23 protein-coding genes are annotated in these 24,564 nt (G+C 63.6%); 20 read left to right on the forward strand and 3 right to left on the reverse strand.

Going from position 1 to position 24,564, the window contains the following annotated elements:
* From murD to ASU23_RS32430, 16 genes are all read left to right on the forward strand, one after another.
* On the forward strand, window positions 1–1,524 hold the full coding sequence (gene murD, locus ASU23_RS32350; RefSeq protein ID WP_054827536.1) for a UDP-N-acetylmuramoyl-L-alanine--D-glutamate ligase: 1,524 nt from the start codon (window positions 1–3) through the stop codon (window positions 1,522–1,524).
* On the forward strand, window positions 1,521–2,999 hold the full coding sequence (ftsW, locus tag ASU23_RS32355) for a putative lipid II flippase FtsW (RefSeq protein ID WP_007730088.1): 1,479 nt from the start codon (window positions 1,521–1,523) through the stop codon (window positions 2,997–2,999). The genes murD and ftsW overlap by 4 nt, the downstream gene beginning before the upstream one ends.
* Window positions 2,996–4,165 (forward strand): undecaprenyldiphospho-muramoylpentapeptide beta-N-acetylglucosaminyltransferase, encoded by a 1,170-nt coding sequence (gene murG / locus ASU23_RS32360; RefSeq protein ID WP_003941767.1) that lies wholly within the window; start codon window positions 2,996–2,998, stop codon window positions 4,163–4,165. Before ftsW ends, murG begins: the two co-directional genes overlap by 4 nt.
* Window positions 4,162–5,670, forward strand: coding sequence for a UDP-N-acetylmuramate--L-alanine ligase (gene murC, locus ASU23_RS32365; RefSeq protein WP_030537033.1), 1,509 nt, complete (start codon window positions 4,162–4,164; stop codon window positions 5,668–5,670). Before murG ends, murC begins: the two co-directional genes overlap by 4 nt.
* Complete coding sequence (locus tag ASU23_RS32370) at window positions 5,667–6,473, forward strand: cell division protein FtsQ/DivIB (RefSeq protein ID WP_003941781.1); 807 nt, start codon at window positions 5,667–5,669, stop codon at window positions 6,471–6,473. Before murC ends, ASU23_RS32370 begins: the two co-directional genes overlap by 4 nt.
* Before the next feature lie 239 nt (window positions 6,474–6,712).
* On the forward strand, window positions 6,713–7,900 hold the full coding sequence (gene ftsZ, locus ASU23_RS32375; protein ID WP_003941788.1) for a cell division protein FtsZ: 1,188 nt from the start codon (window positions 6,713–6,715) through the stop codon (window positions 7,898–7,900).
* 108 nt (window positions 7,901–8,008) lie between these two features.
* Complete coding sequence (gene pgeF, locus ASU23_RS32380) at window positions 8,009–8,776, forward strand: peptidoglycan editing factor PgeF (RefSeq protein ID WP_058039459.1); 768 nt, start codon at window positions 8,009–8,011, stop codon at window positions 8,774–8,776.
* A 6-nt stretch (window positions 8,777–8,782) separates the two neighbouring features.
* On the forward strand, window positions 8,783–9,532 hold the full coding sequence (locus ASU23_RS32385) for a YggS family pyridoxal phosphate-dependent enzyme (RefSeq protein WP_030537030.1): 750 nt from the start codon (window positions 8,783–8,785) through the stop codon (window positions 9,530–9,532).
* A gap of 85 nt (window positions 9,533–9,617) precedes the next feature.
* A complete protein-coding gene (locus ASU23_RS32390) occupies window positions 9,618–10,268 on the forward strand; it encodes a cell division protein SepF (protein ID WP_003941752.1) in 651 nt (216 codons plus the stop codon).
* A gap of 189 nt (window positions 10,269–10,457) precedes the next feature.
* On the forward strand, window positions 10,458–10,736 hold the full coding sequence (locus ASU23_RS32400; protein ID WP_003941780.1) for a YggT family protein: 279 nt from the start codon (window positions 10,458–10,460) through the stop codon (window positions 10,734–10,736).
* Window positions 10,737–10,862: 126 nt separating this feature from the next.
* On the forward strand, window positions 10,863–11,690 hold the full coding sequence (locus tag ASU23_RS32405) for a DivIVA domain-containing protein (protein WP_003941722.1): 828 nt from the start codon (window positions 10,863–10,865) through the stop codon (window positions 11,688–11,690).
* Between the two features lie 49 nt (window positions 11,691–11,739).
* Window positions 11,740–12,054 carry a hypothetical protein gene (locus ASU23_RS32410; RefSeq protein WP_007733197.1) on the forward strand — a complete coding sequence of 105 codons (315 nt, stop codon included), beginning with the start codon at window positions 11,740–11,742 and terminating at the stop codon, window positions 12,052–12,054.
* 281 nt (window positions 12,055–12,335) lie between these two features.
* Complete coding sequence (gene ileS / locus ASU23_RS32415; RefSeq protein WP_058039515.1) at window positions 12,336–15,449, forward strand: isoleucine--tRNA ligase; 3,114 nt, start codon at window positions 12,336–12,338, stop codon at window positions 15,447–15,449.
* Between the two features lie 68 nt (window positions 15,450–15,517).
* Window positions 15,518–15,856 carry a TfoX/Sxy family protein gene (locus ASU23_RS32420; RefSeq protein WP_021344556.1) on the forward strand — a complete coding sequence of 113 codons (339 nt, stop codon included), beginning with the start codon at window positions 15,518–15,520 and terminating at the stop codon, window positions 15,854–15,856.
* A gap of 36 nt (window positions 15,857–15,892) precedes the next feature.
* Complete coding sequence (locus ASU23_RS32425; protein ID WP_058039460.1) at window positions 15,893–17,257, forward strand: DNA polymerase IV; 1,365 nt, start codon at window positions 15,893–15,895, stop codon at window positions 17,255–17,257.
* Between the two features lie 116 nt (window positions 17,258–17,373).
* Window positions 17,374–17,877, forward strand: a complete 504-nt coding sequence (locus tag ASU23_RS32430) for a hypothetical protein (protein ID WP_047270137.1) — start codon at window positions 17,374–17,376, stop codon at window positions 17,875–17,877.
* A gap of 83 nt (window positions 17,878–17,960) precedes the next feature.
* Here ASU23_RS32430 and ASU23_RS32435 read toward each other — a convergent pair whose 3' ends face one another.
* The 3 genes from ASU23_RS32435 to ASU23_RS32445 all read right to left on the reverse strand — a co-directional run bounded on the left by ASU23_RS32435 (window position 17,961) and on the right by ASU23_RS32445 (window position 21,185).
* Window positions 17,961–19,352, reverse strand: a complete 1,392-nt coding sequence (locus ASU23_RS32435) for a glutamate decarboxylase (protein ID WP_003941675.1) — start codon at window positions 19,350–19,352, stop codon at window positions 17,961–17,963.
* A 142-nt stretch (window positions 19,353–19,494) separates the two neighbouring features.
* Window positions 19,495–20,262 carry a sensor domain-containing protein gene (locus tag ASU23_RS32440; RefSeq protein ID WP_225320057.1) on the reverse strand — a complete coding sequence of 256 codons (768 nt, stop codon included), beginning with the start codon at window positions 20,260–20,262 and terminating at the stop codon, window positions 19,495–19,497.
* Window positions 20,259–21,185, reverse strand: coding sequence for a hypothetical protein (locus tag ASU23_RS32445; protein ID WP_003941753.1), 927 nt, complete (start codon window positions 21,183–21,185; stop codon window positions 20,259–20,261). Before ASU23_RS32445 ends, ASU23_RS32440 begins: the two co-directional genes overlap by 4 nt.
* A gap of 68 nt (window positions 21,186–21,253) precedes the next feature.
* Here ASU23_RS32445 and lspA point away from each other — a divergent pair, with 68 nt between their 5' ends.
* The 4 genes from lspA to rarD are packed head-to-tail and all read left to right on the forward strand — an operon-like array spanning window position 21,254 to window position 24,493.
* Window positions 21,254–21,940 (forward strand): signal peptidase II, encoded by a 687-nt coding sequence (gene lspA, locus ASU23_RS32450; protein WP_058039462.1) that lies wholly within the window; start codon window positions 21,254–21,256, stop codon window positions 21,938–21,940.
* A complete protein-coding gene (locus tag ASU23_RS32455) occupies window positions 21,937–22,863 on the forward strand; it encodes an RluA family pseudouridine synthase (RefSeq protein WP_007733161.1) in 927 nt (308 codons plus the stop codon). The genes lspA and ASU23_RS32455 overlap by 4 nt, the downstream gene beginning before the upstream one ends.
* Entirely contained in the window at window positions 22,860–23,543 is a 684-nt protein-coding gene (locus ASU23_RS32460; protein WP_007733159.1) for a hypothetical protein, read from the forward strand. Before ASU23_RS32455 ends, ASU23_RS32460 begins: the two co-directional genes overlap by 4 nt.
* An 11-nt stretch (window positions 23,544–23,554) precedes the next feature.
* Window positions 23,555–24,493: an EamA family transporter RarD gene (rarD, locus tag ASU23_RS32465; RefSeq protein ID WP_047270138.1), complete on the forward strand. Its 939-nt coding sequence runs from the start codon at window positions 23,555–23,557 to the stop codon at window positions 24,491–24,493.
* The last annotated feature ends 71 nt before the right edge of the window (window positions 24,494–24,564 follow it).

Consider the following 24,564-nt stretch of genomic DNA (forward strand, 5'->3'; position numbering starts at 1 on the left):
ATGACCAGCTCAGCGGCTTCCGAGAATGATCTGTCCTGGCTTCGCGGTACGCGCGTGCTGGTCGCCGGAGGGAGGGTGTCCGGTCAAGCGACTATCGAGCCTCTCGTCGCCCTCGGTGCTGTCGTGACGGTCGCCGATTCGACCTTGGACTTCGCGGAGCGCTGCGCGGAGCTCGGCGCGGACATGGTGACCACCACCTCGATCGAGGATGCTCCGGATTCGATCACCGAGTACGGGCTCGTCGTCACCAGTCCGGGCTTTCGGCCGGATGCACCGATCCTTGCAGCCGCCGCCGGTCACGGGATTCCCATCTGGGGAGACGTCGAGTTCTCCTGGCGCGTCGACCACAGCGGGCACTTCGGCACACCCCGTAAATGGCTCGTCGTGACGGGGACGAACGGAAAGACCACGACGACGTCGATGCTGGCCTCGATTCTCGACGCCGCTGGAGTTGTCGGCCGAGCCTGCGGAAACATCGGGCTGCCGATACTCGACGCACTCGCCGAGACGTCGCCGCGCGTGGAGTACCTCGCTGTCGAACTGTCGTCCTTCCAATTGCACTGGGCGCCTTCGGTGCGTCCGGATGCCGGCGTGGTCCTCAACGTCGCCGAGGATCACCTCGACTGGCACGGCGGAATGAGCGCGTACGCCGAGGCCAAGTCGCGGGCGCTGAGCGGAAAGGTCGCGGTGGTCGGCCTCGATGACGCGATCGCTTCCGAACTGGGAACTCGCGCAACTGCAGACATTGTCACCGGGTTCAGATTGGGTGAACCGGGCGAAGGGGAACTGGGTGTCGAAGCGGGACACCTCGTGGACAACGCATTCGGCGATCACGTCCGCTTGGCCGAAGCAGCGTCGATAGATCCCGCCGGCCCGGCAGGCGTCATGGACGCGCTGGCCGCCGCCGCCTTGGCGCGGGCACTCGGATTCGAGGCAGACGTCGTCGAACGCGGTCTGGCCGCACACAAGGTCGGCCCACACCGAGGGGCGCTGGTCGGCCGTGTCGGGTCCGTTGTGTACATCGACGACTCCAAGGCCACCAATCCGCACGCAGCCAGACCGTCGATACTCGCGCACGATCGCGTCGTCTGGGTTGCAGGCGGTCTGCTCAAGGGAGCCAGCGTCGACCAATTGGTGAGCGAAGTCGGCCCTCGACTCTCCGGCGCTGTCCTTCTCGGGCGTGACGCTGGTGTGATCGAGGACGCGCTCGCGCGACACGCACCCGATGTTCCCGTGGTGCACGTGATGTCGGGGGACGATGCAGTGGTGAGCGAAAACAGCAGCAACTCGACTCTCACCATCCGGCTGCCGTCGGGTGCCGACGCGGATGCCGTCATGGCCGCAGTGGTAATCGAAGCTGCCGAGTTGGCGTCCCCCGGTGATGCAGTTGTACTCGCCCCGGCCGCCGCGTCCTTGGACATGTTCGCCAGCTACGGACATCGTGGTGACAGCTTCGCCGCCGCCGTAGCCGCATTACCCGATCCGTTCACGGATTCGCCTGGCCAAGCCGGGAACTTGCTATGACCAAGGGTCCCAAGACCCGAATCGGTGCCTGGTTGGCGCGGCCGTTGGCGTCGTTCCACCTGGTGGTGACGATTGCCACGATGTTGACTGTCTTGGGGCTCGTGATGGTTCTGTCGGCGTCGAGCGTCGAGCAGTACGTGTCCGGTGGCTCGGCGTATTCGTTGTTCACCCAGCAGTTGATCTTCGCGATTCTCGGAGCTGTGCTCTTCTACGTCGCGCTGCGGATCCCGGCGAGAGTGCTCCGGCAGTATTCGTTTCCGCTGTTCGTCGTCGTGCTGATCATGCTGGTACTCGTCCTGATTCCGGGAATCGGCACAGAAGCGCAGGGCGCGCGTCGCTGGTTCAACGTCGGCGGGTTCTCGGTGCAGCCCTCGGAAATCATGAAGGTCGCGTTGGCGATCTGGGGCGCCCATCTGTTGGCTTCGCGGCGGCCGGACGACCGATCCGTGAAGTCGATCCTGATTCCGCTCGTGCCCGCAGCAATGCTGGTCTTCGCGCTGGTCGTCGCGCAACCGAACCTCAGTACGACCATCGCATTGGGAATCATCGTCGGGGCCCTGCTGTGGTTCGGTGGGCTGCCACTGAAGCTCTTCGGCTCGATCGCGGTGACGGGCGTCGTCGTGGCGGGCGTGCTGGCGATGACGGCCGGTTATCGTTCCGATCGAGTTCAAGCCTTCTTCAACAAGAGCGACGACCTGCAGGGCAACAACTATCAGGCCAAGCAGGCTTTGTATTCGCTCGCCGACGGGGGCCTTTTCGGACGCGGACTCGGTCAGAGCGTCGCCAAGTGGAACTACCTACCCAACGCGCACAACGACTTCATCTTCGCGATCATCGGCGAAGAGTTGGGATTTGTCGGCTGCGCAGTGGTGATCGGTTTGTTCGCTGTATTCGTCTACACGGGATTGCGGATCGCAGCCCGCAGCATCGATCCGTTCTGGCGGCTCCTGTCGGCCACTGCAACTACCTGGATCGTCGGCCAGGCAATGATCAACATCGGTTACGTCATCGGACTGCTGCCGGTGACCGGACTCCAGTTGCCCTTGGTCTCCGCCGGCGGTTCGTCCTTGGCGATCACATTGTTCATGTTCGGTGTCATCGCCAATGCAGCGCGCCACGAGCCCGAAGCAGTTGCCGCTCTGAACTCCGGGCAGGACGGCAAGATCTCGAAGTTGCTCAGACTGCCGAAGCCCGTGCTGTACCACCCGCCGTCAGGGGGCCGGCCGATCCGTCGACCGAAGCCCGCACGGCAGATCGAACCGGCACGCGGACGCGACGGCCGGCGCGCGATCGAGACGGGCGATCGACGCAAGCGGGCAGATCAAGGTGCTCGCCCTTCCTCGGATTCCAACCGAGGTGCGGCCGCTGGGTCACGGAAGCGCACCGCGGGAGGGCAGAATGGTCAGCGTCGGCAGGCGCCGACACGTAGGGCACAAGATCCACGAGAAGTTCGAGAGCGAGGAATTCGTAGGTGAGCGGCAACAAATCGGCTCTGTCGGTAGTGGTGGCAGGGGGAGGCACGGCTGGTCACATCGAACCCGCACTTGCTGTCGCGGACGCGGTCAAGGCCGCTGCGCCCGACACCAGAATCACTGCGCTCGGGACGGCGCGTGGTCTCGAAACCACCTTGGTGCCGGCTCGCGGGTACACGCTCGAGCTCATTCCGCCGGTTCCGCTTCCTCGCAAGCCCACGATGGATCTCGTCAAACTGCCGACACGCATCCTCGCCTCGGTGCGCAAGACCCGCGAGGTACTCGATTCCGTCGACGCCGACGTGATCGTCGGTTTCGGTGGTTACGTCGCGCTTCCGGCGTATCTTGCCGCACGTGGTGGTGTTCTTCGGCGCCGGCGCAAGATTCCGATCGTCATCCACGAGGCGAACGCCAGTGCCGGTATCGCGAACAAGATCGGTGCTCGCCTGGCGACGCGGGTGCTTGCCGCTGTTCCGGGTTCCGGAGTGAAGAACCGCGGCGATCAGGACGCCGAGATCGTTGGCATCCCGGTTCGCGCGTCGATCGCCAATTTCGATCGAGCGGGACTCCGCTCGCAAGCTCGCGAGTACTTCGGACTGCCTCAGGACGGTCCCGTTCTGCTCGTCTTCGGCGGATCGCAAGGCGCGAAGTCGCTCAACGACGCGGTGTCCGGAGCAGCGGAAGAACTGGCGAAGGCCGGGATCTCGGTCCTTCACGCACACGGACCCAAGAACTCCCTCGAGGTCACGCAGTACTCGGAGACGGCACCGTATGTGGCTGTTCCTTATCTTTCGCGGATGGATCTCGCGTATGCCGCAGCCGACGCGACGATCTGTCGTTCGGGCGCGATGACGGTCGCCGAGGTCTCGGCGGTCGGACTACCGGCCGTCTACGTTCCGTTGCCGCACGGCAATGGTGAGCAGGAACTCAACGCGAAACCCGTTGTCGCAGCGGGCGGTGCGATCATCGTCTCCGACAACGAGCTCACGCCGACGTTCGTCGCCGGTACCGTCGTCCCGATGCTGAGCGACAGCGCGCGCCTCGACAAGATGAGCAGTGGTGCTGCCAACGTCGGGCACCGCACCGCGGCAACCGAGATCGCACGGATCGTGCTCGACATCGCGGCAAAGGAAAACGCCGTCCAGGAAAACGCAAGGGGAAACCGATGACCGCGCTGCCCGCCCACCTCGAGCGAGTACACATGGTCGGAATCGGCGGTGCCGGTATGTCCGGCATCGCGCGAATTCTGCTTTCCCGCGGGGGCCTTGTCTCGGGTTCGGACGCAAAGGAGAGCCGAGGAGTCCTGGCGCTTCGTGCACGCGGGGCGCAGGTCCGGATCGGCCACGACGCCGATGCTCTCGACCTGCTGCCGGGTGGTCCGACCGTCGTCGTCACGACGCACGCGGCTATCCCGAAGGACAACCCGGAACTCGTCGAGGCCGCTCGCCGCGGAATCCCGGTGATTCTTCGGCCGGCTGTCCTTGCATCACTGATGCAGGGCAATCGCACGTTCCTGGTTTCGGGTACACACGGCAAGACGTCGACGACCTCGATGCTCGTGGTCGCCCTGCAGCACTGTGGTTTCGACCCTTCGTTTGCCGTTGGCGGCGAACTCAACGAAGCGGGAACGAATGCCCATCACGGCAGCGGTGACGTCTTTGTCGCCGAGGCGGACGAGAGCGACGGGTCGCTGCTCCAGTACGACCCCAACGTGATCGTCGTGACCAACATCGAGGCCGATCACCTCGACTATTTCGGCAGCGTCGAAGCGTATGTGAAGGTGTTCGACGATTTTGTCGACAAGTTGCGTCCGGGTGGGCTCTTGATTGCTTGCCTCGACGACCCGGGATCGGCGGATCTCGCGAAGCGAATCGTGGCCTCGGGCCGTTCGGACATCCGGGTACTCGGTTACGGATCGGCAGACGCGCAGGAGGTGGAGGCGGGCACCGCCTTCGAGCCTGTCGACGGTGTCGAGGTCGGAGTCCGACTACTGGGCTTCCATGCGCACGACGTCGGGGGAGTCCTGCAGTTCCACCTGGCGGGCGAGAGCGCCGCGCGAACCGTGCGGATGGCAGTGCCGGGTCGTCACATGGCGCTCAACGCACTTGCGGCTCTACTGGCTGCCCGTGACGCCGGCGCCGAGACGGAGGAGATCGTCGAGGGGCTCGCCGGATTCGGTGGCGTACACCGCCGGTTCCAGTTCACCGGCCGCGAGCGTGGTGTCCGGGTGTTCGACGACTACGCCCACCATCCGACCGAAGTTCGTGCGGTTCTCGGCGCGGCGGCGGATCTGGTTCGACCGGAGGACGATTCGTCGTCGACCAATTCGGCAGCCGGACGCGTGATCGTGGTCTTCCAACCTCATCTCTATTCACGCACCGCCGCGTTTGCCGAGGAGTTCGCGCAGGCGCTGGACTTGGCCGACGAGGTTGTCGTTCTCGATGTCTACGGCGCTCGCGAAGAGCCGATGCCGGGCGTCAGTGGTGCGCTGGTCGCTCAGTCGGTCACGAAACCTGTTCACTATCAACCGGATCTGTCACAGGCGCCGAAGCAGGTGGCGGCGTTGGCTCACCCCGGCGACATCGTCATCACGATGGGTGCCGGTGACGTGACCATGCTCGGCAAACAGATCCTCGATGCTTTGCGTTCGGCGCCGCATCCCGCGCCGCGATGACACCCGACGCACGAAGTCGGCGCGGGCGTCGAGATCCTCGAGCCAGACAAGCCACCAGTACGCGTCGGCGCAGTACTCGCACCGAATCGCGATACTCGACGCGGTCGACGGAGCCGGCTCCCGAACCCACACCGACTCGTAAGTGGTTCAAGCGACCGCTGATCGTGGCACCGCTGGCAATCGTGCTGGTGGTGGGAATTGCGTTGACGGCTTGGTTGTCTCCGGTGCTCTCGGTCCGGGGCACCGAAGTTCTCGGTGCGACGACCGTCAGTGAGGAACAGATCCTTTCGCTCCTGGCCGTACCGACCGGTCAGCCGTTGATGCGGGTAGACACCGGCGCCGCCGCCGCACGTGTGGCGACGATTCCGAAGGTGGCCTCGGCTCGTGTGCAGCGGATGTATCCGTCGACTATCCGCGTCACCGTCACCGAACGGGTACCGGTCGTCTTCGTCGACTCACCTGAGGGTGCACACCTGCTGGACGAGAAGGGCGTCGACTTCGAGATGGGCGTCCCGCCGCCCGGGGTTCCGCGTCTGGTGACACCGACGCCCGGGTGGAACGACGAGCCGACGCTTGCCGCGCTCGAGGTGTTGTCGGTGTTGCCGCCGGATCTGAGATTTCAGGTGGGAGAGGTTGCCGCTCGGTCGATTTCGAGTGTCACGCTGACTCTGCTCGACGGTCGGGTCGTAAACTGGGGCGGTGTCGAGCACTCGGATCGTAAGGCTGCTGTGACGCTTCCGCTGTTGACCCAACCGGGGCAGACGTACGACGTGTCCAGTCCTGATCTGCCGACGGTCCGATAGCGCACGGTGCAGCCGTGCGTCAGTGCGCAGCAAATACTTCGGTGTGTCTCGGCGCGCCTAATGGCGGAACGCGACGACGGTGCATAGCGTTTCGTTTCAGATCGAATACTTGACATAACTCTAACCCTGTGGTTGAGGTTTAGGGTTGTTCACGAAAAGCATGAAGCTACAAAAACAGCAGTAACAAAGACAGCAGCACTGACAAGCAGCGTGAAACACGACACGGAAGGCGAGAGCCGATGACGCCCCCGCACAACTACCTCGCCGTAATCAAGGTCGTCGGCATCGGCGGCGGCGGCGTGAACGCAGTCAACCGCATGATCGAACAGGGACTCAAGGGAGTCGAGTTCATCGCGGTCAACACGGACGCGCAAGCCCTTCTGATGAGTGACGCCGACGTCAAGCTCGACGTCGGTCGTGAATTGACCCGTGGCCTCGGCGCCGGTGCCGACCCGGAAGTGGGTCGCAAGGCAGCCGAAGATCACAAGGACGAGATCGAAGAGGTCATCAAGGGCGCCGACATGGTGTTCGTGACGGCAGGCGAGGGTGGTGGCACCGGAACCGGTGGTGCCCCTGTCGTGGCAAGCATCGCCCGGAAGCTGGGCGCACTCACCGTCGGTGTCGTGACGCGACCGTTCTCTTTCGAGGGCAAGCGTCGTGGGGGACAGGCGGATACCGGAATCCAGGCGCTCCGCGAGTCCTGCGACACGCTGATCGTCATTCCCAACGATCGCCTGCTCCAGCTGGGTGACGCGGCCGTCAGCCTGATGGACGCGTTCCGCAGCGCGGACGAGGTTCTCCTCAACGGCGTCCAGGGCATCACCGACCTCATCACCACTCCGGGTCTGATCAACGTCGACTTCGCGGACGTCAAGGGTGTCATGTCCGGTGCCGGTAGTGCGTTGATGGGAATCGGTTCCTCGCGGGGTGAGGGACGCGCGATCAAGGCGGCGGAATCCGCGATCAATTCCCCGCTCCTCGAAGCTTCGATGGAAGGCGCCCGCGGCGTGCTCCTGTCGATCGCCGGCGGTAGCGATCTGGGTCTGTTCGAGATCAACGAGGCGGCTTCGCTGGTGCAGGAAGCTGCCCACATCGACGCCAACATCATCTTCGGAACGGTCATCGACGATTCACTCGGTGACGAGGTTCGTGTGACGGTCATCGCTGCGGGATTCGACGGAGGAGCTCCGGCTCGTCGTCCCGTGGAGTCGACCGCGCAGGGACGTGGAGCTATCGGCGCCGGGCGCGCGGGTGAGGTCGGCCGGTCGCCGGTGGCCGCCGAACCTGCTGGCGAGCAGCCGATTTCCGCAGCGCGCGAGACCACCGGTTCGGGCAGCTTGCCTCCGATCGGTGGCCCCCGCCATGCGCCGGTCCAGGAAGACGAGGGCGACGACGACGTCGACGTGCCGGTCTTCATGCGTCGCTGACGTAGGGCTACAAACAGTTTCGAGAACAGGGTGCCCGGAATTTCTGGGTACCCTGTTCTTGACTGGATGTCCGGTCACGTCTGAGCCGGACGACAACTTTCGACGTTTGTGAGCACACTTATCTTGAGTACCGAGAAGTCGACCACCCGCACCCGCATTCGCCGCGTCGTGACCAGCCGAGCCGGTGGTGTTTCCGCGTCACCGTACGAGTCGTTCAATCTGGGCGATCACGTCGGAGACGATCCGGCAGCCGTCGATGCGAATCGCCGACGTCTGGCACGCGAAATAGGCGTCGAGCCTGACCATCTCGTGTGGATGGAACAAATCCATTCGCGCAACGTCACTGTCGTGACGGAACCGACCGACGAAGTGATTCCGGTGACGGATGCTCTGGTCACCACTGTTCCCGGCCTGGCGCTCGCCACCCTCAGTGCAGATTGTGTTCCCGTTCTGCTCTCCGACGAGGAGGCCGGTGTGATCGCGGCCGTTCATGCCGGACGGATCGGTGCCCGCATCGGTATCGTCCCGCGCGTCCTCGCGGAGATGGTGCGTCAGGGCGCGGACGTTTCGCGTATCGGCGCCTTCCTCGGTCCGGCTGCGAGCGGACGCCAGTACGAGGTTCCCGCTGCGATGCGCGCGGACGTGGAAAAGCACTTGCCGGGCAGTGCAACTCGCACCGAGAAGGGCACGCCGGGGCTCGATCTGCGTGCGGGACTGCGTAAGCAGTTGCTCGCCGCGGGTGTGTCCGGTGTCGCCGAGGACCCGCGGTGCACGATCGAGGATCGCGCGTTGTTCAGTCATCGCCGAGAATCTCTGACCGGGCGTCAAGCTGCAGTGATCTGGATGGAAGCGCCCGCAGCGCGGGAAACCGTCTAGGCAGAAATGCGCGAGACGGAAATGCGGCTGACAGAAATATCGACGGCACTCGACTCGGTGAGGGCGCGATTGGCGGCCGCCTGCCTTGCCGCCGGTCGCGAGGTTTCCGACGTAGCACTGCTGCCGGTGACCAAGTTCTTTCCGGCGTCCGACGCTCGAATTCTGTACGAACTGGGTTGCCGTGAATTCGGTGAGTCGCGTGAGCAGGAAGCAGTGGAGAAGGTCGCGGACTTCGACGGCGCTGCACAGACGGGCGCGATCGATGATCCGGTTCGCTGGCACATGATCGGACAGTTGCAGCGCAACAAAGCTCGATCGGTAGCGAAGTGGGCCTATGCAATTCACTCGGTGGACAGTGCGCGACTGGCCGATGCACTCGATCGGGCTGCGCTGAGTGCTTTGTCGGACGGTGAGCGCACGGAGCCGCTCCGGGCGCTCATCCAGGTAAGTCTCGACGGAGACCCCGCGCGTGGCGGAGTTCCGACGGGCGAGCTAACGCCTCTCGCCGAGCGGATCGAATCAGCCGAAGGTCTCGAATTCGCGGGACTGATGGCCGTCCCGCCGCTTGGATCAGATCCGGACGAGCAGTTCGAAATCCTCCGCAGGGCACATCTTTTGATCCTCGAATCGCATCCCCGGGCAACCGAACTCTCGGCCGGTATGACCGGCGATCTGGAGGCTGCAGTGCGCCACGGATCAACCTGCGTGCGTGTCGGAACCGCACTGCTCGGCTCACGACCAGTAATCTCGAGGTGATCGCTCAGGTGATCGCCCAACCCGTCCACACCGCTGCGACCGGTCGCAGTCGGATTGATTCCGCCGCGCCAAGGAAGGTCGATCAATGAGCAACCTGCATAAGTTCAAGGCTTACTTCGGCATGGTTCCCCTCGATGACTACGAGGACGAATACGTGGAGGAGCCCGATCAGGCTCGCCGCGCACCCCGTCGTAGTCACGACGGCTATGCCGAGCGCGACGACCGCGAGTTCGTCGAACCTGCCTTCTCGAAGGCGAGCTACGCGCCCAGTCGTCGTGACGAAGAGGACGCGGAGTTCGATCGCTACGATTCCCGGCCCCGCGTCGACACCGTTCCCAGCCGCAGCAGCCGCCCGGCGATGGCGCCGCGCCCGGCAAGCCGTGGCAACCTCGCGGTCGACGCGCGCGCAGAGCGACCCGAAGCGCGACGTGCGCCGGTTGTCGACGACGGCGGCCCGCTCGCCAAGATCACGACACTGCGTCCGCAGAGCTACGCAGAGGCCCGCACGATCGGTGAGCGGTTCCGGGACGGCACTCCCGTCATCATGGATCTGGTCGACATGAGCAACGCCGACGCGAAGCGTCTGGTCGATTTCGCGGCCGGCCTGGCGTTCGCATTGCGTGGTTCTTTCGACAAGGTAGCCACCAAAGTGTTTCTTCTCTCACCGGCCGACATCGACGTTTCCGCCGAGGAGCGCCGTCGGATCGCCGAGACGGGTTTCTACAGCCAGAAATGATGGTCTCGACCGCAGTCCGGCCCCTGAGCAGGGGTGACGTGAGCACATTCGAACGGCGGCCCGCCTCGGCGGACGCCGCATTCGGACCCATCGCCGGCCGTTACAAGACGGACTCGATGCGGACCGGTTCCGGAATTGCTGCGGTGTGTCTGTTTTGGACACACCGCAGAAGTCAGGCAGAGTGAGGGTGTGGACGCGCTTCTCTCTGTGATCTATCTGGTGCTGGTTGTCTTCTGGCTGTTGCTGATCGGCAGAGTGATCGTCGAGTTCGTTCGTTCGTTTGCCAGAGATTGGCGACCGACCGGATTGGTCGCAGTCATTCTCGAAACCATTTTTACGATCACCGATCCTCCGGTGAAACTGCTCCGCAGGTTGATCCCCCCGATCAACCTCGGTGGAGTTCGCTTGGATCTATCCATCATGGTCTTGCTTTTCATCGTCATCATCCTGATGTCGGTTGTTCGCTGAGCGCAGTCCGAGTTAGTGGTGTGCCAGAATGGATGCCATAACTCATCCAGTGGTTCGCCACTACGTAGACTGTGTTGCAACTGAATGCTTGCTAGACCGCCAAATGACGCGTGAAGGGATCCTTCCATGCCGCAACTGACTCCAGCTGACGTGCACAACGTTGCGTTCAGCAAGCCGCCTATCGGCAAGCGTGGCTACAACGAGGACGAGGTCGACGCATTCCTCGACCTCGTCGAGCAGGCGCTGTCGCAGCTCATCGAAGAGAATGCGGACCTGCGCCAGCGCGTAGGTGAGCTGGATCAGGAGCTCGCGGCTGCCAAGAAGTCGCCGGCACCTGCTCAGCAGGCAGCACCCGTCGCAGCGCAGCCCAAGCCGGAGCCCGCTCGGGTCGTCGAACCGCCCAAGCCTGCACCTGTTGCAGCGCCGGTTCCCGCCGCCGCTGCCGTTGCAGCGCCGCAGAGTGGCGACACCCACATGCAGGCCGCAAAGGTCCTCGGACTGGCTCAGGAGATGGCGGATCGCCTCACCAACGATGCCAAGACCGAGTCCGAGCAGCTGCTCGGCAGTGCCCGCACCAACTCCGAGCAGCTCATGAGCGAGGCTCGCAGCAAGGCTGACGGCATGATCGCGGATGCGCGCAACAAGTCGGAGGCAATGCTCACCGACGCTCAGACTCGCTCCGAGACCCAGCTTCGCCAGGCTCAGGAGAAGGCAGACGCTCTCAAGGCGGACGCCGAGAAGAAGCACACCGAAATCATGGCGACCATCAACCAGCAGCGTTCGGTCCTCGAGGGCCGTATCGAGCAGCTCAAGACGTTCGAACGCGAGTACCGGGTGCGCCTGAAGTCCTACCTGGAATCGCAGCTCGAAGAGCTCGAACAGCGCGGCTCGGCCGTTCCGGTCGACGGTGGACAGGATTCCTACAGCCCGTCCTTCGCCAAGGGAAACAGCTGACCGAGAGCGCCCCGTCGGCTCAGCTATCGGACCGGACAAAGGTTGATACGTGCTGGTCGTGACGTTGGTTCTCGCGGGAGTTGGTTTCGCTCTCCTGATCGTCGCCCTGACCACAGGGTCGTTGATCTGGGCGTGGGCATGTATCGCGATTTGTGTAGCAGGTGCCGTCCTCCTGCTGGTCAGTGCGCTGACCAGCAGGAAGGCGGTTCCTTCGTTGGATGACCCGGCATCGGGCAGCGGAATGTCGTCGCCTTACGGTCGAGTCGAGAGTTCCTCGAATTCGTCGATCGACGATGCAGCCACCGCCAACGATGACAATCAGAGAAATCATGGCGAGTCGCCGGGTGGCCCCGACAAGTCCTAGGGCGAGTTCCGACAAGGTCCAGGACGAGTATTAGACTGTCCAACACGAATACCAGGCTGTGATCCGGCAATCACCGGGGAGCTTTCGGAAGAACGGTTCTTGTCGCTTCAGGCGCCCAGAACTCAGTAGAACCGAACGGGTGAGCCCGTCACAGCTCGATCGAGTGGCACCTCGGGATCCAAGCGCGGATCTACGGGGTGCAAACGGGGTGGTACCGCGGTGTCGGCGCACAAGCGCCACGTCGTCCCCGTGCCGAGTCCGACTGGCACGAGGAGATCGCCATGGCGAGTAACGGGTATCCCAAAGTCGACTACGGTGTCCCCGCCGACACCGGAGTCAAGTTCCCCGAACTGGAACAGAAAGTCCTGAAACAGTGGGACGACGACGACACCTTCCGTGCGTCGGTTTCCAATCGGGACGGCAGCGAAGAGTTCGTTTTCTACGACGGACCGCCCTTCGCAAACGGCTTGCCGCATTACGGTCACCTGCTGACGGGGTACGTCAAGGACCTGGTGCCGCGCTTCCAGACCATGCGTGGACGCAAGGTCGAGCGACGCTTCGGCTGGGACTGCCACGGACTGCCCGCAGAACTCGAAGCGGAGAAGCAACTCGGCATCAAGGACAAGGCCGAGATCGAAGTCATGGGTCTGGCCAAGTTCAACGAGTACTGCAAGGCCTCGGTGCTCAAGTACACCGACGAGTGGCGCGACTACGTCACCCGCCAGGCACGTTGGGTCGACTTCGACAACGACTACAAGACCCTGGACGTCGACTTCATGGAGTCCGTCATGTGGGCCTTCAAGGAGCTGCACGACAAGGGCCTGATCTATCAGGGCTTCCGCGTGCTGCCCTACAGCTGGTACGAGCAGACTCCGCTGTCCAATCAAGAGACTCGTCTCGACGACGCGTACAAGATGCGTCAGGATCCTGCAGTCACGGTCGACATGCCGCTGGTCGCTCCGGGTTCACCATTGGACGGCGCAAACGCGATCATCTGGACCACGACTCCGTGGACACTGCCGTCCAACTTGGCCACTGCGGTTCATCCCGAGGTCGACTACGTCCAGGTGCTCGGCGAGGACGGAAAGCGGTACGTGCTCGCGGAAGCACGGGTTGCTCATTACGCACGTGAGCTGGGGGAGGACCCCGAGGTCGTTTCCCGTCACAAGGGCGCCGAATTGGTCGGACTGTCGTACACACCGCCGTTCGACTTCTTCCTCGGACATCCGAACGCGCACGTCGTGCTTTCGGCCGACTACGTGACAACCGATTCCGGAACCGGAATCGTCCACCTCGCACCGGCTTTCGGTGAGGAGGATATGGATGTCGCCACGGCCAACGGTATCGAGGTCGTGCAGCCGCTCGATCCGGGTGGAAAGTTCACCTCGATGGTTCCGCCGTACGAGGGCTTGATGGTGTTCGACGCCAACCCGGTCATCATCAAGGACCTCAAGGCTGCCGGAAAGCTGCTGCGGCACGAGACGATCGAGCACTCGTACCCGCACAGTTGGCGCAGTGGGCAGCCGCTCATCTACATGGCGGTTCCCTCGTGGTTCGTCGCGGTCACCAAGTTCCGCGATCGCATGGTCGAGCTGAACAAGGCCGTCACGTGGGTGCCCGAGCACATCCGTGACGGCCAGTTCGGCAAGTGGCTCGAAGGTGCACGCGACTGGAACATCAGCCGAAACCGCTACTGGGGCAGCCCGATCCCGGTGTGGGTGTCGGACGATCCGCAGTACCCGCGTACGGACGTCTACGGATCGCTCGATCAGTTGGAGGCAGACTTCGGTGTGCGTCCGACCGATCTGCATCGCCCGATGATCGACGACCTGGTCCGCCCGAACCCCGACGACCCGACCGGGAAGTCGATGATGCGCCGCGTTCCCGAGGTGCTCGACTGCTGGTTCGAATCCGGTTCGATGCCGTACGCGCAGGTGCACTACCCATTCGAGAACCGTGAATGGTTCGAGGGTCATTTCCCGGGCGATTTCATCGTCGAGTACAACGGGCAGACTCGCGGCTGGTTCTACACGCTGCACGTGCTGGCCACCGCACTCTTCGATCGTCCGGCGTTCAAAACCGTTGCTGCGCACGGCATCGTGCTCGGCGACGACGGACTCAAGATGAGCAAGTCCAAGGGCAACTACCCGGACGTGAAGGAGGTGTTCAACCGCGACGGCAGCGATGCCATGCGATGGTTCCTGATGTCTTCGCCGATCTTGCGCGGCGGAAACCTCATCGTGACCGAGCAGGGCATCCGCGAAGGTGTGCGTCAGGCATTGCTCCCGCTGTGGAACGCCTGGAGCTTCCTGCAGTTGTACGCGCCGGAATCCGGTGTGTGGCGTACCGATTCGGAGAACATCCTCGATCAGTACATCCTGGCCAAGCTCGCTACCACCCGCGACGTGATCACCGAGGCCCTCGAGGTCAACGACATCGCCGGCGCGTGCGACGAGCTTCGGTTGTTCTGTGACGCACTCACCAACTGGTATGTGCGACGGTCTCGTTCGCGGTTCTGGGACGAGGATCGCGACGCAATCGACACCCTGCACACCGTGCTCGAGGTCGTGACGCGTCTCGCTGCGCCGCTGTTGCCGTTGGTGTCCGAGGTGATCTGGCGCGGGTTGACCGGGGAGCGCTCGGTTCACCTGGCTGATTGGCCCGAGGCGTCGGAGCTCCCCGCGAACCCCGACCTGGTAGCGGCGATGGACGACGTCCGGACCGTGTGCTCCACGGTGCTGAGCCTGCGCAAGGCACAGAATCTGCGTGTTCGTCTTCCGCTGCCCGAGGTCACGGTTGCGGCGCCGGATGCCGAGCGTCTGCGTCCGTTCCTCGGACTGATTGCCGACGAGGTCAACGTCAAGAAGGTCGATCTGACCGATGACGTCGACGTGCACGGGCGCTTCGAGATCGCGGTCAACGCGCGTGCTGCAGGACCGCGTCTGGGCAAGTCCGTTCAGACTGTCATCAAGGCGGTCAAGGCGGGCGACTGGACCGAGAACGCGGACGGCGTCGTGGTTGCGGCGGGCATCGAACTGCTGCCCGAGGAGTACACGCAGAAACTGGTTGCAGCCGAGCCTGATTCGACGGCTGCATTGCCCGACGGTGCGGGACTCGTCGTACTCGATTCCGTCGTGACGGAGGAACTCGAAGCCGAGGGCTGGGCGAAGGACCGTATCCGTCAGTTGCAGGATGCGCGTCGTGCCGCCGGTTTGGACGTCTCGGACCGGATCAACGTCGTGCTCGAGGTTCCGCAGGACTGCAAGGAGTGGGCAGAGCGTCATCGCGAATTGATCGCCGGTGAGGTTCTGGCCACCTCCTTCTCGGTGGGTGAAGCGGGAGACGACGCCGTCGATCTCGGTGACGGTATCCGCGCCGCGATCACGAAGGTCTAATACCGCCGTAACTACTCCGGCTCCCCGAAGAATGTCTGTATGTCGGGGTGCCGGAGTAGTTTGCTCTCATGAGTACGAGCAAGGAAACCGTGGCGCGCATTCTCGAGCAGTTGGAACCGCTCGACGTGCGGGCAAGGGCGATGTTCGGCGAGTACGGATTGTATTGCGACGAGAAGATCGTGGGCTTGATCTGCGGAGACGTTCTGTTCGTCAAACCCACCGAGGTCAGTGCGGAGTTCGGATCAGAGGCGGATCTGGCTCCGCCGTACCCGGGAGCGAAGGATTACTACCGGGTGACGGAGGAACGGTTGCAGGACCTCGATCACCTGCACGCCTTCATTCAACGGACTGCCGACGTATTGCCGCTGCCGAAGAAGAAGTCGCCCAAGAAGAAGGCGCGGACGTAGATTCTGCACCTACTTTTGAGAGAACCGTAACTCCCGATGAATCAAGGTGATCCCACACGAAGTCGCAGGTGGGTGCTGCATCTCGACATGGATGCGTTTTTCGCCTCCGCCGAGCAGTTGACCCGTCCCACGCTGCGAGGTCGCCCGGTGCTGGTCGGCGGCTTGGGCGGGCGCGGAGTGGTGGCCGGGGCAAGTTACGAAGCGAGAGTTTTCGGTGCGCGTTCGGCGATGCCGATGCATCAAGCACGCCGGATGGTCGGTGGTGGAGCGGTGGTATTGCCACCGCGGATGTCGTTGTATTCGGTTCTGAGTAAACGCACGTTCGACGCGTTGCGCCTTCGTATGCCGATCCTCGAGCAACTGTCGGTGGACGAGGCTTTCGGGGAGCCGGTGGAGTTGGCCGGTGTCGGAGCTGACGAGGTCCGCGCGTTTTGCGAAGATTTGCGGGCGTTGATCAAAGCCGAGACCGGGTTGGTCGCCTCGATCGGTGCCGGCGCAGGTAAGCAGGTCGCCAAGATCGCGTCGGGACTGGCAAAGCCCGACGGCGTCGCAGTCATTCCTCCCGGGATGCAGCACGAGTTGCTCGATCCACTGCCGGTGCGGAAGCTCTGGGGGATCGGCCCTGTTGCCGAGGAAAAGCTCAAGCGTCTCGGCATCGAAACCATCGGAGGGTTTGCCCGCACTCCCATAGCGGAGGTGGCGTCGATACTCGGAACCACTGTCGGACCGGGGTTGCATCGGCTCGCACAGGGGATCGACGATCGGCCGGTCGCCGAGCGTGCCGAATCCAAGCAGATCAGCGCGGAATCCACTTTCGCCGCAGACATCGTCACGATGGCGCAACTGCGCGCCGCCGTCGAAAGTAGTGGTCGTGCAGCATTTTCCAGGCTGGAGAAGGACGGAAGAGCTGCTCGCACCGTCGTACTGAAGCTCAAGAAGTCCGATATGAGTATCTTGACTCGATCCGTGACGCTGCCGTTTGCCACCATCGACCGCCAAATCCTCATCGCGACTGCGCAGAAACAGGTCATCGATCCACAGGAATTGGGGCCGATTCGCCTGGTCGGTGTGGGATTCGCCGGTTTGTCCACCGTTCGGCAAGGATCACTTTTTCCCGAGTTGGATCAGGATGTTCCCGGCTATCCGGTCGAGACTCTCACGGGCGCCCTCGATGAGGCTGAACTCGACGTTCCGGTGGCCGCACGCGTGCCTCAGCGCTACTGGCACCCCGGTTTGGACGTGAAGCATCCAGAATACGGACACGGTTGGGTGCAGGGCGCCGGGCACGGTGTGGTCACCGTTCGCTTCGAAACCCGTTCCAGCGGAACGGGAATAGCCAAAACCTTCGCCGAATCGGATGAGGTGCTCGCGGTAGCAGATGCGGTCGACAGCCTTCTCTGAGGATGTCCTTAGACTTTTTCCGCTTACCGTTGGGTAATGTTGTCGACGATCCTCGAGCAAGCACGATGTTCGACTGACGCTCGAATGTGAACACCCGAATGGATAGGACTGAGAAGTTGAAGCTTCAGAAGATGACCGTTGCAGCCGTGGCGATCGCAGCAGCCCTGACGATGACCGCGTGTGGTTCAGACGGAGGAGACTCCGACAAGACGACTTCGGCGAAGCCCACGACCACCACCTCTGCGGCACCCACGTCCGAGGTTGTTCTGCCGACCGCCCCTGAGCTCAACGCCAAGGTCGCTCAGGCACTCGACGAGAGCGTTCCGGCCGCAGACAAGGTCAACCTCGTCCAGGGCGCCGAGGCTGATCCCGAGCTGATCAACCAGGTCGCCGCTGCCGCCAAGGCTGCCGGCGCGCAGGTCGAGATCCTCGACCCGGTCACCGACACGGGCAGCGAGACGGCAGCAGCTTCGCTGAACATCGTCGTCAACGGCCAGCCGCTGCAGCAGGGCCTGCAGGCTTCGTTCGTCTACGAAGACGGCGTCTGGAAGCTCTCGAAGACCACGGCTTGCCAGATCGTCGGCGTTGCAGGTCTGACCTCGCCGGCTTGCGCTGCTTGATCTCTCGGTAACACCTGAAACACCAGAGCGGCCGCCGACTCCCGAAGGGGAGTGGGCGGCCGCTCTTCACGTGGTAAGCGACGTCAGTGATGGAATCCCTCGGTGACGCGCGGCCGCGGCATCGGGCTGTCCAGTTCGTCGAGGAACGCGGTTTCCTCTTCGATGATGCGCAGCAGATTGGCCGCCAGGTCCATGCTCAGTCCGTTACGAACCACGATGCGCTGCACTGTCAGATCCGCGAGATCGTCCGGCATGGGGTAGGCCGGCACCAACCAGCCCTTGCCTCGCAACCGGTCCGAGAGGTCGTACAGCGTCCAGTTGGACGTGTGCCCCTCGGCGAGGCGCCACGCGAAGACCGGGATGTCGGAACCGTCGTTCCACAGTTCGAACGCGTCGAGTTTCCCGATCCCTTCGGCGAGAAATTTCGCCACGTCCTGGGAGGACTGCTGGATCGCGCGATAGCCGTCGTGGCCGAGACGCAGGAACAAGTAGAACTGCAGGATCACCTGAGCGCCGGGACGCGAGAAGTTCAGTGCGAAGGTCGGCATACTGCCGCCGAGGTAGCTCACCTTGAAGACGAGGTCGTCGGGAAGTAGATCCTGCGATCGCCAGACCACCCATCCGAGGCCGGGATAGACGAGCCCGTACTTGTGCGCCGAGGTGTTGATGGAGTGGACGCGCGGTAGTCGGAAATCCCATTCGAGTTCGGGCTGAAGGAACGGTGCGATCATCGCACCGGAAGCGCCGTCGACGTGGATGGGGACGTCGAGTCCCGTCTTCGCCTGGATCTCATCGAGTGCCTTCGAGATTTCCAGGACCGGCTCGTACATCCCGGTGTAGGTGACGCCCATGATCGCGACGACGCCGATGGTGTTCTCGTCGACGTACTTGTCCAGATCGTGACCGTCGAGGGTGCGGTGTTCCTCGCTGATCGGCACGTAACGCGCTTCGACGTCCCAGTAGTTGCAGAACTTCTCCCAGCACACCTGGACCGCGGAACTCATGATGAGATTTGGCTTTTCGGTCGACTTGCCCGCGGCTTTTCGTGCGTGCTGCCAGCGTCGTTTCATCGCCAGGCCGCCGAGCATGCAGGCTTCGGACGAACCGATCGTCGAGGTGCCGATTGCGTCCTTGGGGGAGGGTGAGTGCCAGAGATCGGCAAGGATGCGCCAGCAATAGGTTTCGATCGCGGCGGTCTGCGGATACTCGTCCTTGTCGATCATGTTCTTGTCGAACGACTCGGCATACAGTTTGGTGGCGTGATCGTCCATCCACGTGCTGACGAACGTCGCGAGATTGAGCCGCGCATTGCCGTCGAGCATCGTTTCGTCGTGGACGATCTGATACGCGGTCTCGGGAAGCATGCCATCGGGTTCGAGTGTGTACTTCGATGCAACCGAATCCTCGCCAGGCCTCGAGAAGATCGGATTGACGGCTACGTAATCGGTGTGATCTGACCTTCTGGGTTCCGGCATGAACTCTGGCTCCTCACATCAGTGTGTCGCGTTGGTCTGTTTCGTACCTACTCTCACCGTTCAGTGTGGACGGGCAGTTGTCAAAGGGTCTGTGGTCCCGAATCATTCGCGAAAGGCCGAGACGGGACCAATCCGCTCGTTGTCAGGGCGTTTGTGCGCGCAGGCGATCTGCGGCGGCCGATGCCATCGAGAGGAGAACATCGGGGGCGATCGGACTCGGCGCCGTCGCGGACAGCTGAGTCAACGTCGTCCCGACTACGGCCACGATCGCGTCGGCAACCAAGGTGAAACCGCCACTCTCCGTGATGATTCGGAAAGCGAAAGACGCGTCGCCGATGTTCGGGTCCGACGCTCCGCCGACGCGATAGGTGATTGTCGTTCCGTCGGCATCGGTTCCCGAATACTCCGCACACCCAGCCAGCGTGGTCTGAAGTTTCTCGAAAGCTGCTGCTGCCGCGGTGCCGTCGGCGTACGAAGCAGAGTCCTGATCGATGCTCGTGAAATCGGGGCCGGTGAACATGTCGGAGAGGTCGGCGACCGATCCGGGAGCCTGGGTGGCTATCGGCGCCAGAACCTGGGCGCAGACGGCGGGGTCGGTGCTCGACTTGTCCGCCTCCGAGTTTTCCGGCGCCGGTGCGAGGCCGAGGTCGTCGACCGGGTCGGGAACTACGTCGAAGTCGGCAGGTAGCTCGGACAGGGTGAGCGCGGCTCGTTGCAGGCCGTCACGGTCGAGAGGCGCCCCGCTCAGCGGTGCGGCCGGAGCAGCCGTGAACGGCGCCAAGCCGACCTGTGGGGCGGAAACCTGCGTAGTCGTGTCGGCACCAGGCGAGTCGTCCGAGCCGCAACCGGTCACGACGAACAGTGCCGCCGTTGCGGTCAGACCAAGTGCGAGAAGCGACCGGCGTGTCACGATTCCCACCGAATGCTGTTGGAGATGGTCTGCCGGATCACCGAGGAGCTGTCCGGGTCGCCGTATGCCTGGTCGCCGCCGACGGTCATCTGTCCGTCGATCGGCAAGGGGAGTGAGAGGTCGACGGTGAGGTTTCCGGAGCCGGCCATGACGTACTGATCTATGTTCAGCGTTCCGGCGTCACCAGCCAGGTTCCAGACCGGGCTCTGCGGGGTCTGCGATACGTCCACCGCGAGCGAAAGCCGATTGCCCTCGCGCGCGGTGAGCGTGACGGTGGTTGTCTGATCGAGCAGGATTTCGCTGCTGACTTGCTGCCGAACCACCCAACGTGCGCCGACACCGACCGGAGCGTCGGGGAGTGCGACGGTCCGGTAGACCGCTTGGCCCAGCGCTTGTTCGATTGCAGCGCGGGCAGCATTGGCCGAGTTGGCGGAGGGCTTCAACCGTAGGGCGGTGATGGCGCCCGAATCCGTGACCGACAATCCGGCCGCAGACCCGTCGGCCCCGCTCAGCGCAGCCTGCAGCGTTGCATCGGGCGAGGTCATCGACGACAGCGTGAGGTCAACGACTGCGGTGGGATCGTCAGCGGTCACGTTTGCCGAGAGCGGGATCGTGATCTCCGGCGAAGAGAAATCCTGCGCCGGTTGTTGATCGATCTGCTGACTCACGACGGCCTGGGTGACGAGCGTCGCCGTCTGCGTGGTGCCGACAGGCAAGTTCGTACGCAAAACCTCGCGCGGCTCGCTTCCCGCCTCGAGAACTTCGACCGTCGCGGCGGTCACCGGAACAGTCACCTCACTCGGCGAGGAGGTCGGGGTGTTCGGAGGTTGATCCGAGTCGCCGCAAGCGGTGAGAACGGTGGTGAGAGCGAGGGCAGCGAGGGCGAACGGAACGCGTCGGCCGGTCGTGGACAGCAGTGGCACGCGCTCCAGGCTAGCCGCAGTTGCAGAGTGCGTGACCCGGTGCGGTGAACATGAGGGATGATGGTTGCGTGAGTACAGACCACCCAGACCGAGATGTCAACGCGGAGGATCAGCCGATTACCGAAATCTCGAAGGCCGACGAGCCCGAAACCGTGAAACCGGAAGCCGTGAAATCGGAAGACGGTGACCTGGCGGTTGCGCCGGTCGAAAAGCCCCGCCGGCTGACCATGCTCATTGCCATCGCCGCTGTCATCCTGCTCTCGGACATTCTCACGAAGGTGTGGGCAGTCGCCGCGGTCAAACCGGGGCAGCCGATCGAAATCATCGGTGACGTGGTCACATTCACGATGGTGCGCAATCCGGGGGCAGCGTTCTCGATGGCGACGTCGATGACGTGGATCCTCACTCTCGTCGCAATCGGTGTGGTCATCGGTGTGATCAAGATCGGTCGCACGCTCCGATCACCGTGGTGGGCGCTCGGTCTCGGCCTCGTTCTCGGCGGCGCGCTGGGTAACCTCGTCGACCGATTCTTCCGCTCTCCCGGAATCATGCGCGGACATGTGGTGGATTTCGTCTCCGTCGGCTGGTGGCCGGTGTTCAACATCGCGGATTCCGCGATCGTCTGTGGCGCGATTCTGCTCGTCGTCCTGACACTGTTCGGCTTCGAACCCAACGGTGAACGCCTGCGTGATCACAAGGCGGACGACAAGAAGTTCACCGAATCGAAGGCTGCAGCCGAGGGAGAAACCAAGTGAGGGAATCCCGTTCGATGCCAGTGCCCGACGGTCTCGATGCCATGCGCGTCGATGCCGGCCTCGCGCGCCTTCTCGGACTCTCGCGCACCGTGGTCGCGACACTCGCGGAAGAAGGCTCGGTACTCGTCGACGGTGTGGCCGTCGGCAAGTCCGATCGTCTGACCGCAGGGTCGTGGCTCGAGGTAGTCCTGCCCGAACCGCCGCGGCCCCTGACCATCGAAGCGACACCGGTCGAGGGAATGGAGATCCTCTACGCCGACGACGACGTCGTGGCAGTCGACAAGCCCGTCGGAGTTGCCGCGCACGCCAGCGTCGGGTGGACGGGACCGACCGTCATCGGCGGACTTGCCGCGGCCGGTTTCCGCATCTCGACGTCCGGTGCCCACGAGCGTCAGGGCATCGTCCACCGTCTGGACGTCGGAACGTCGGGAGTCATGGTGGTTGCCACATCCGAGCGCGCGTACACGTTGCTCAAGCGCGCTTTCAAGCAGCGGACCATCGACAAGCGCTACCACGCTCTCGTGCAGGGACATCCCGACCCGAGCAGCGGAACGATCGACGCGCCCATCGGACGCCATCACGGGAACGACTGGCGATTCACGGTCACGGCCGACGGCAAGCCCAGCGTCACGCACTACGACACCATCGAGGCGTTCCAGGCAGCGAGTCTGCTGGACGTGCACCTCGAAACCGGTCGCACACACCAGATCCGTGTCCACTTTTCGGCGTTGCGCCATCCGTGCTGCGGTGACCTGACTTACGGCGCGGACCCTCGACTTGCCGAAAGGCTCGGCCTCGAGCGCCAGTGGTTGCACGCCGTGTCTCTTGGATTCGCACATCCGGCGGACGGTCGCTGGGTCGAGATCAAGAGCAAGTACCCGAAGGATCTCGAACACGCACTCGAAGTTCTCCGGTCCTCATGACACCGCGCGGGCTTACCCCCGCGCCGGCCGTCGTCGCGGTGGTGGTCGGTGTGGCGGCGGTGGTGGGCGTGGGGTTCGCGAATCCCGTGCCGACCCCGCCGATCCGGACGGACACCCTGGGTCCGGACAGTGGGGAAGCTGTCCCGGACTACCTCGACCGAGCGCGAGATTCCGTCGCGTCGGTCGATGGGCCGGTATGGGCGTTGGTCTCGTTCACGAAGGCACTCACCGTCGACGAGGTCATCACGTCGACCAGCAGTGTTCAGGTGCCGGGCGCTGAGGTCTCGGGCGTTCGCGTGTCCAGGGTCATGTTCCGAGTTCCGATCGAGCGCGTCCAGACGCCGCTCATGTCGGTGCCCGTTCCCGACAACGACGAAGCAGTACGCAGATCGCCCGGTGTTGCAGCCACGCGACTGGTCTCGCTCGGCGGCGACACCGATCGTCAGCAACAGGTGGCGCTCGCGTCGGCGAAGCAATTGTCCGCCGGGTGCGCCTGCGCGGTGGGCGTGCTGGTGCGAGCGACTCCCGAAGGACTCGAAGCGATCGAACATGACTCGAACGTCCGTGCAGTGGAAGCGTTGCCGTCCGACGCCTCGCCGTGGTTGGCAGCCGTCCGTCCCTTGCTGCCGGAGTACGTGGACGTCGTTGCTCCCGGCCCCGACGATGGTCCGGTCCCGTGAACTCCGGTTCTGTGAACAAGGACGAACGCGCTGAGTCCCGTTCGTCCTCGGGGATCTTCTACGGTGTGGCGGCTTTCCTGTTGTGGGGAACGTTCCCGGCATTCTTCGGGCTACTCGACTTCGCCGATCCGGTCGAGATCCTGGCGCACCGGGTGGTGTGGACCCTTCTGTTGATGCTGATCGTGTTGGCCTTTGCCGGCCGCCTCGGATCGCTTCGCGGAATCAGCGCACGCACCTGGCTGCTGGTGACCGCGGCGTCAGCGGCGATCGCCGTGAACTGGGGGACGTACATCTATGCCGTGGTGTCAGGCCGCGTCGTGGAGGCGGCTCTCGGGTACTTCATCAACCCGCTGGTCACCGTTCTGCTCGGCGTCGTGATCTTCCGCGAACGATTGCGTCCCGCCCAGATCGCCGCGCTCGTTCTCGCTGCCACGGCAGTTGTGGTGATCACGGTCGACTTCGGGAAACCTCCGATCGTCGCTTTGCTGCTCGCCGGCTCGTTTGCCACCTATGGGTTGGTCAAGAAGGTGGTTCCGCTCGATCCTCGAACCAGTTTGACTGCCGAGGGAGTCGTTGCCGCACCGTTCGCGGTCGGCTACCTCGTGTTTCTCGGCCTGACCGGGGCCGGTGCATTCATCAGCAGCGGTACCGGGCACAGCCTGTTGCTGCTTGCCGCCGGCCCGGTCACCGCGCTGCCGCTGCTCCTGTTCGGCGTCGCCGCTCAGAGAGTTCCGTTGGCGACGATGGGCATGCTGCAGTACCTCACCCCGGCGCTCCAGATGGCGTGGGGTGTGGCCGTCATGCACGAGGACATGCCGGCGTCACGGTGGATCGGCTTCGTTCTGATCTGGGCTGCACTGGTGATCTTCACGACAGACACCTTCGTCGCCGGTCGACGTTCGCGGCGTTCGGTGAGGTCGAGCGCCGAACCCGAGGTTCCGGTCACGTGACCGGAGGCGGCGCACGGCGACTCCGCTACCTCGGTCGCCGGTCGTGTCGGCAGCGCGGCATACACTCGATC

Source organism: Rhodococcus sp. KB6 (assembly GCF_001445685.1).
GTDB lineage: Bacteria > Actinomycetota > Actinomycetes > Mycobacteriales > Mycobacteriaceae > Rhodococcus_F > Rhodococcus_F qingshengii.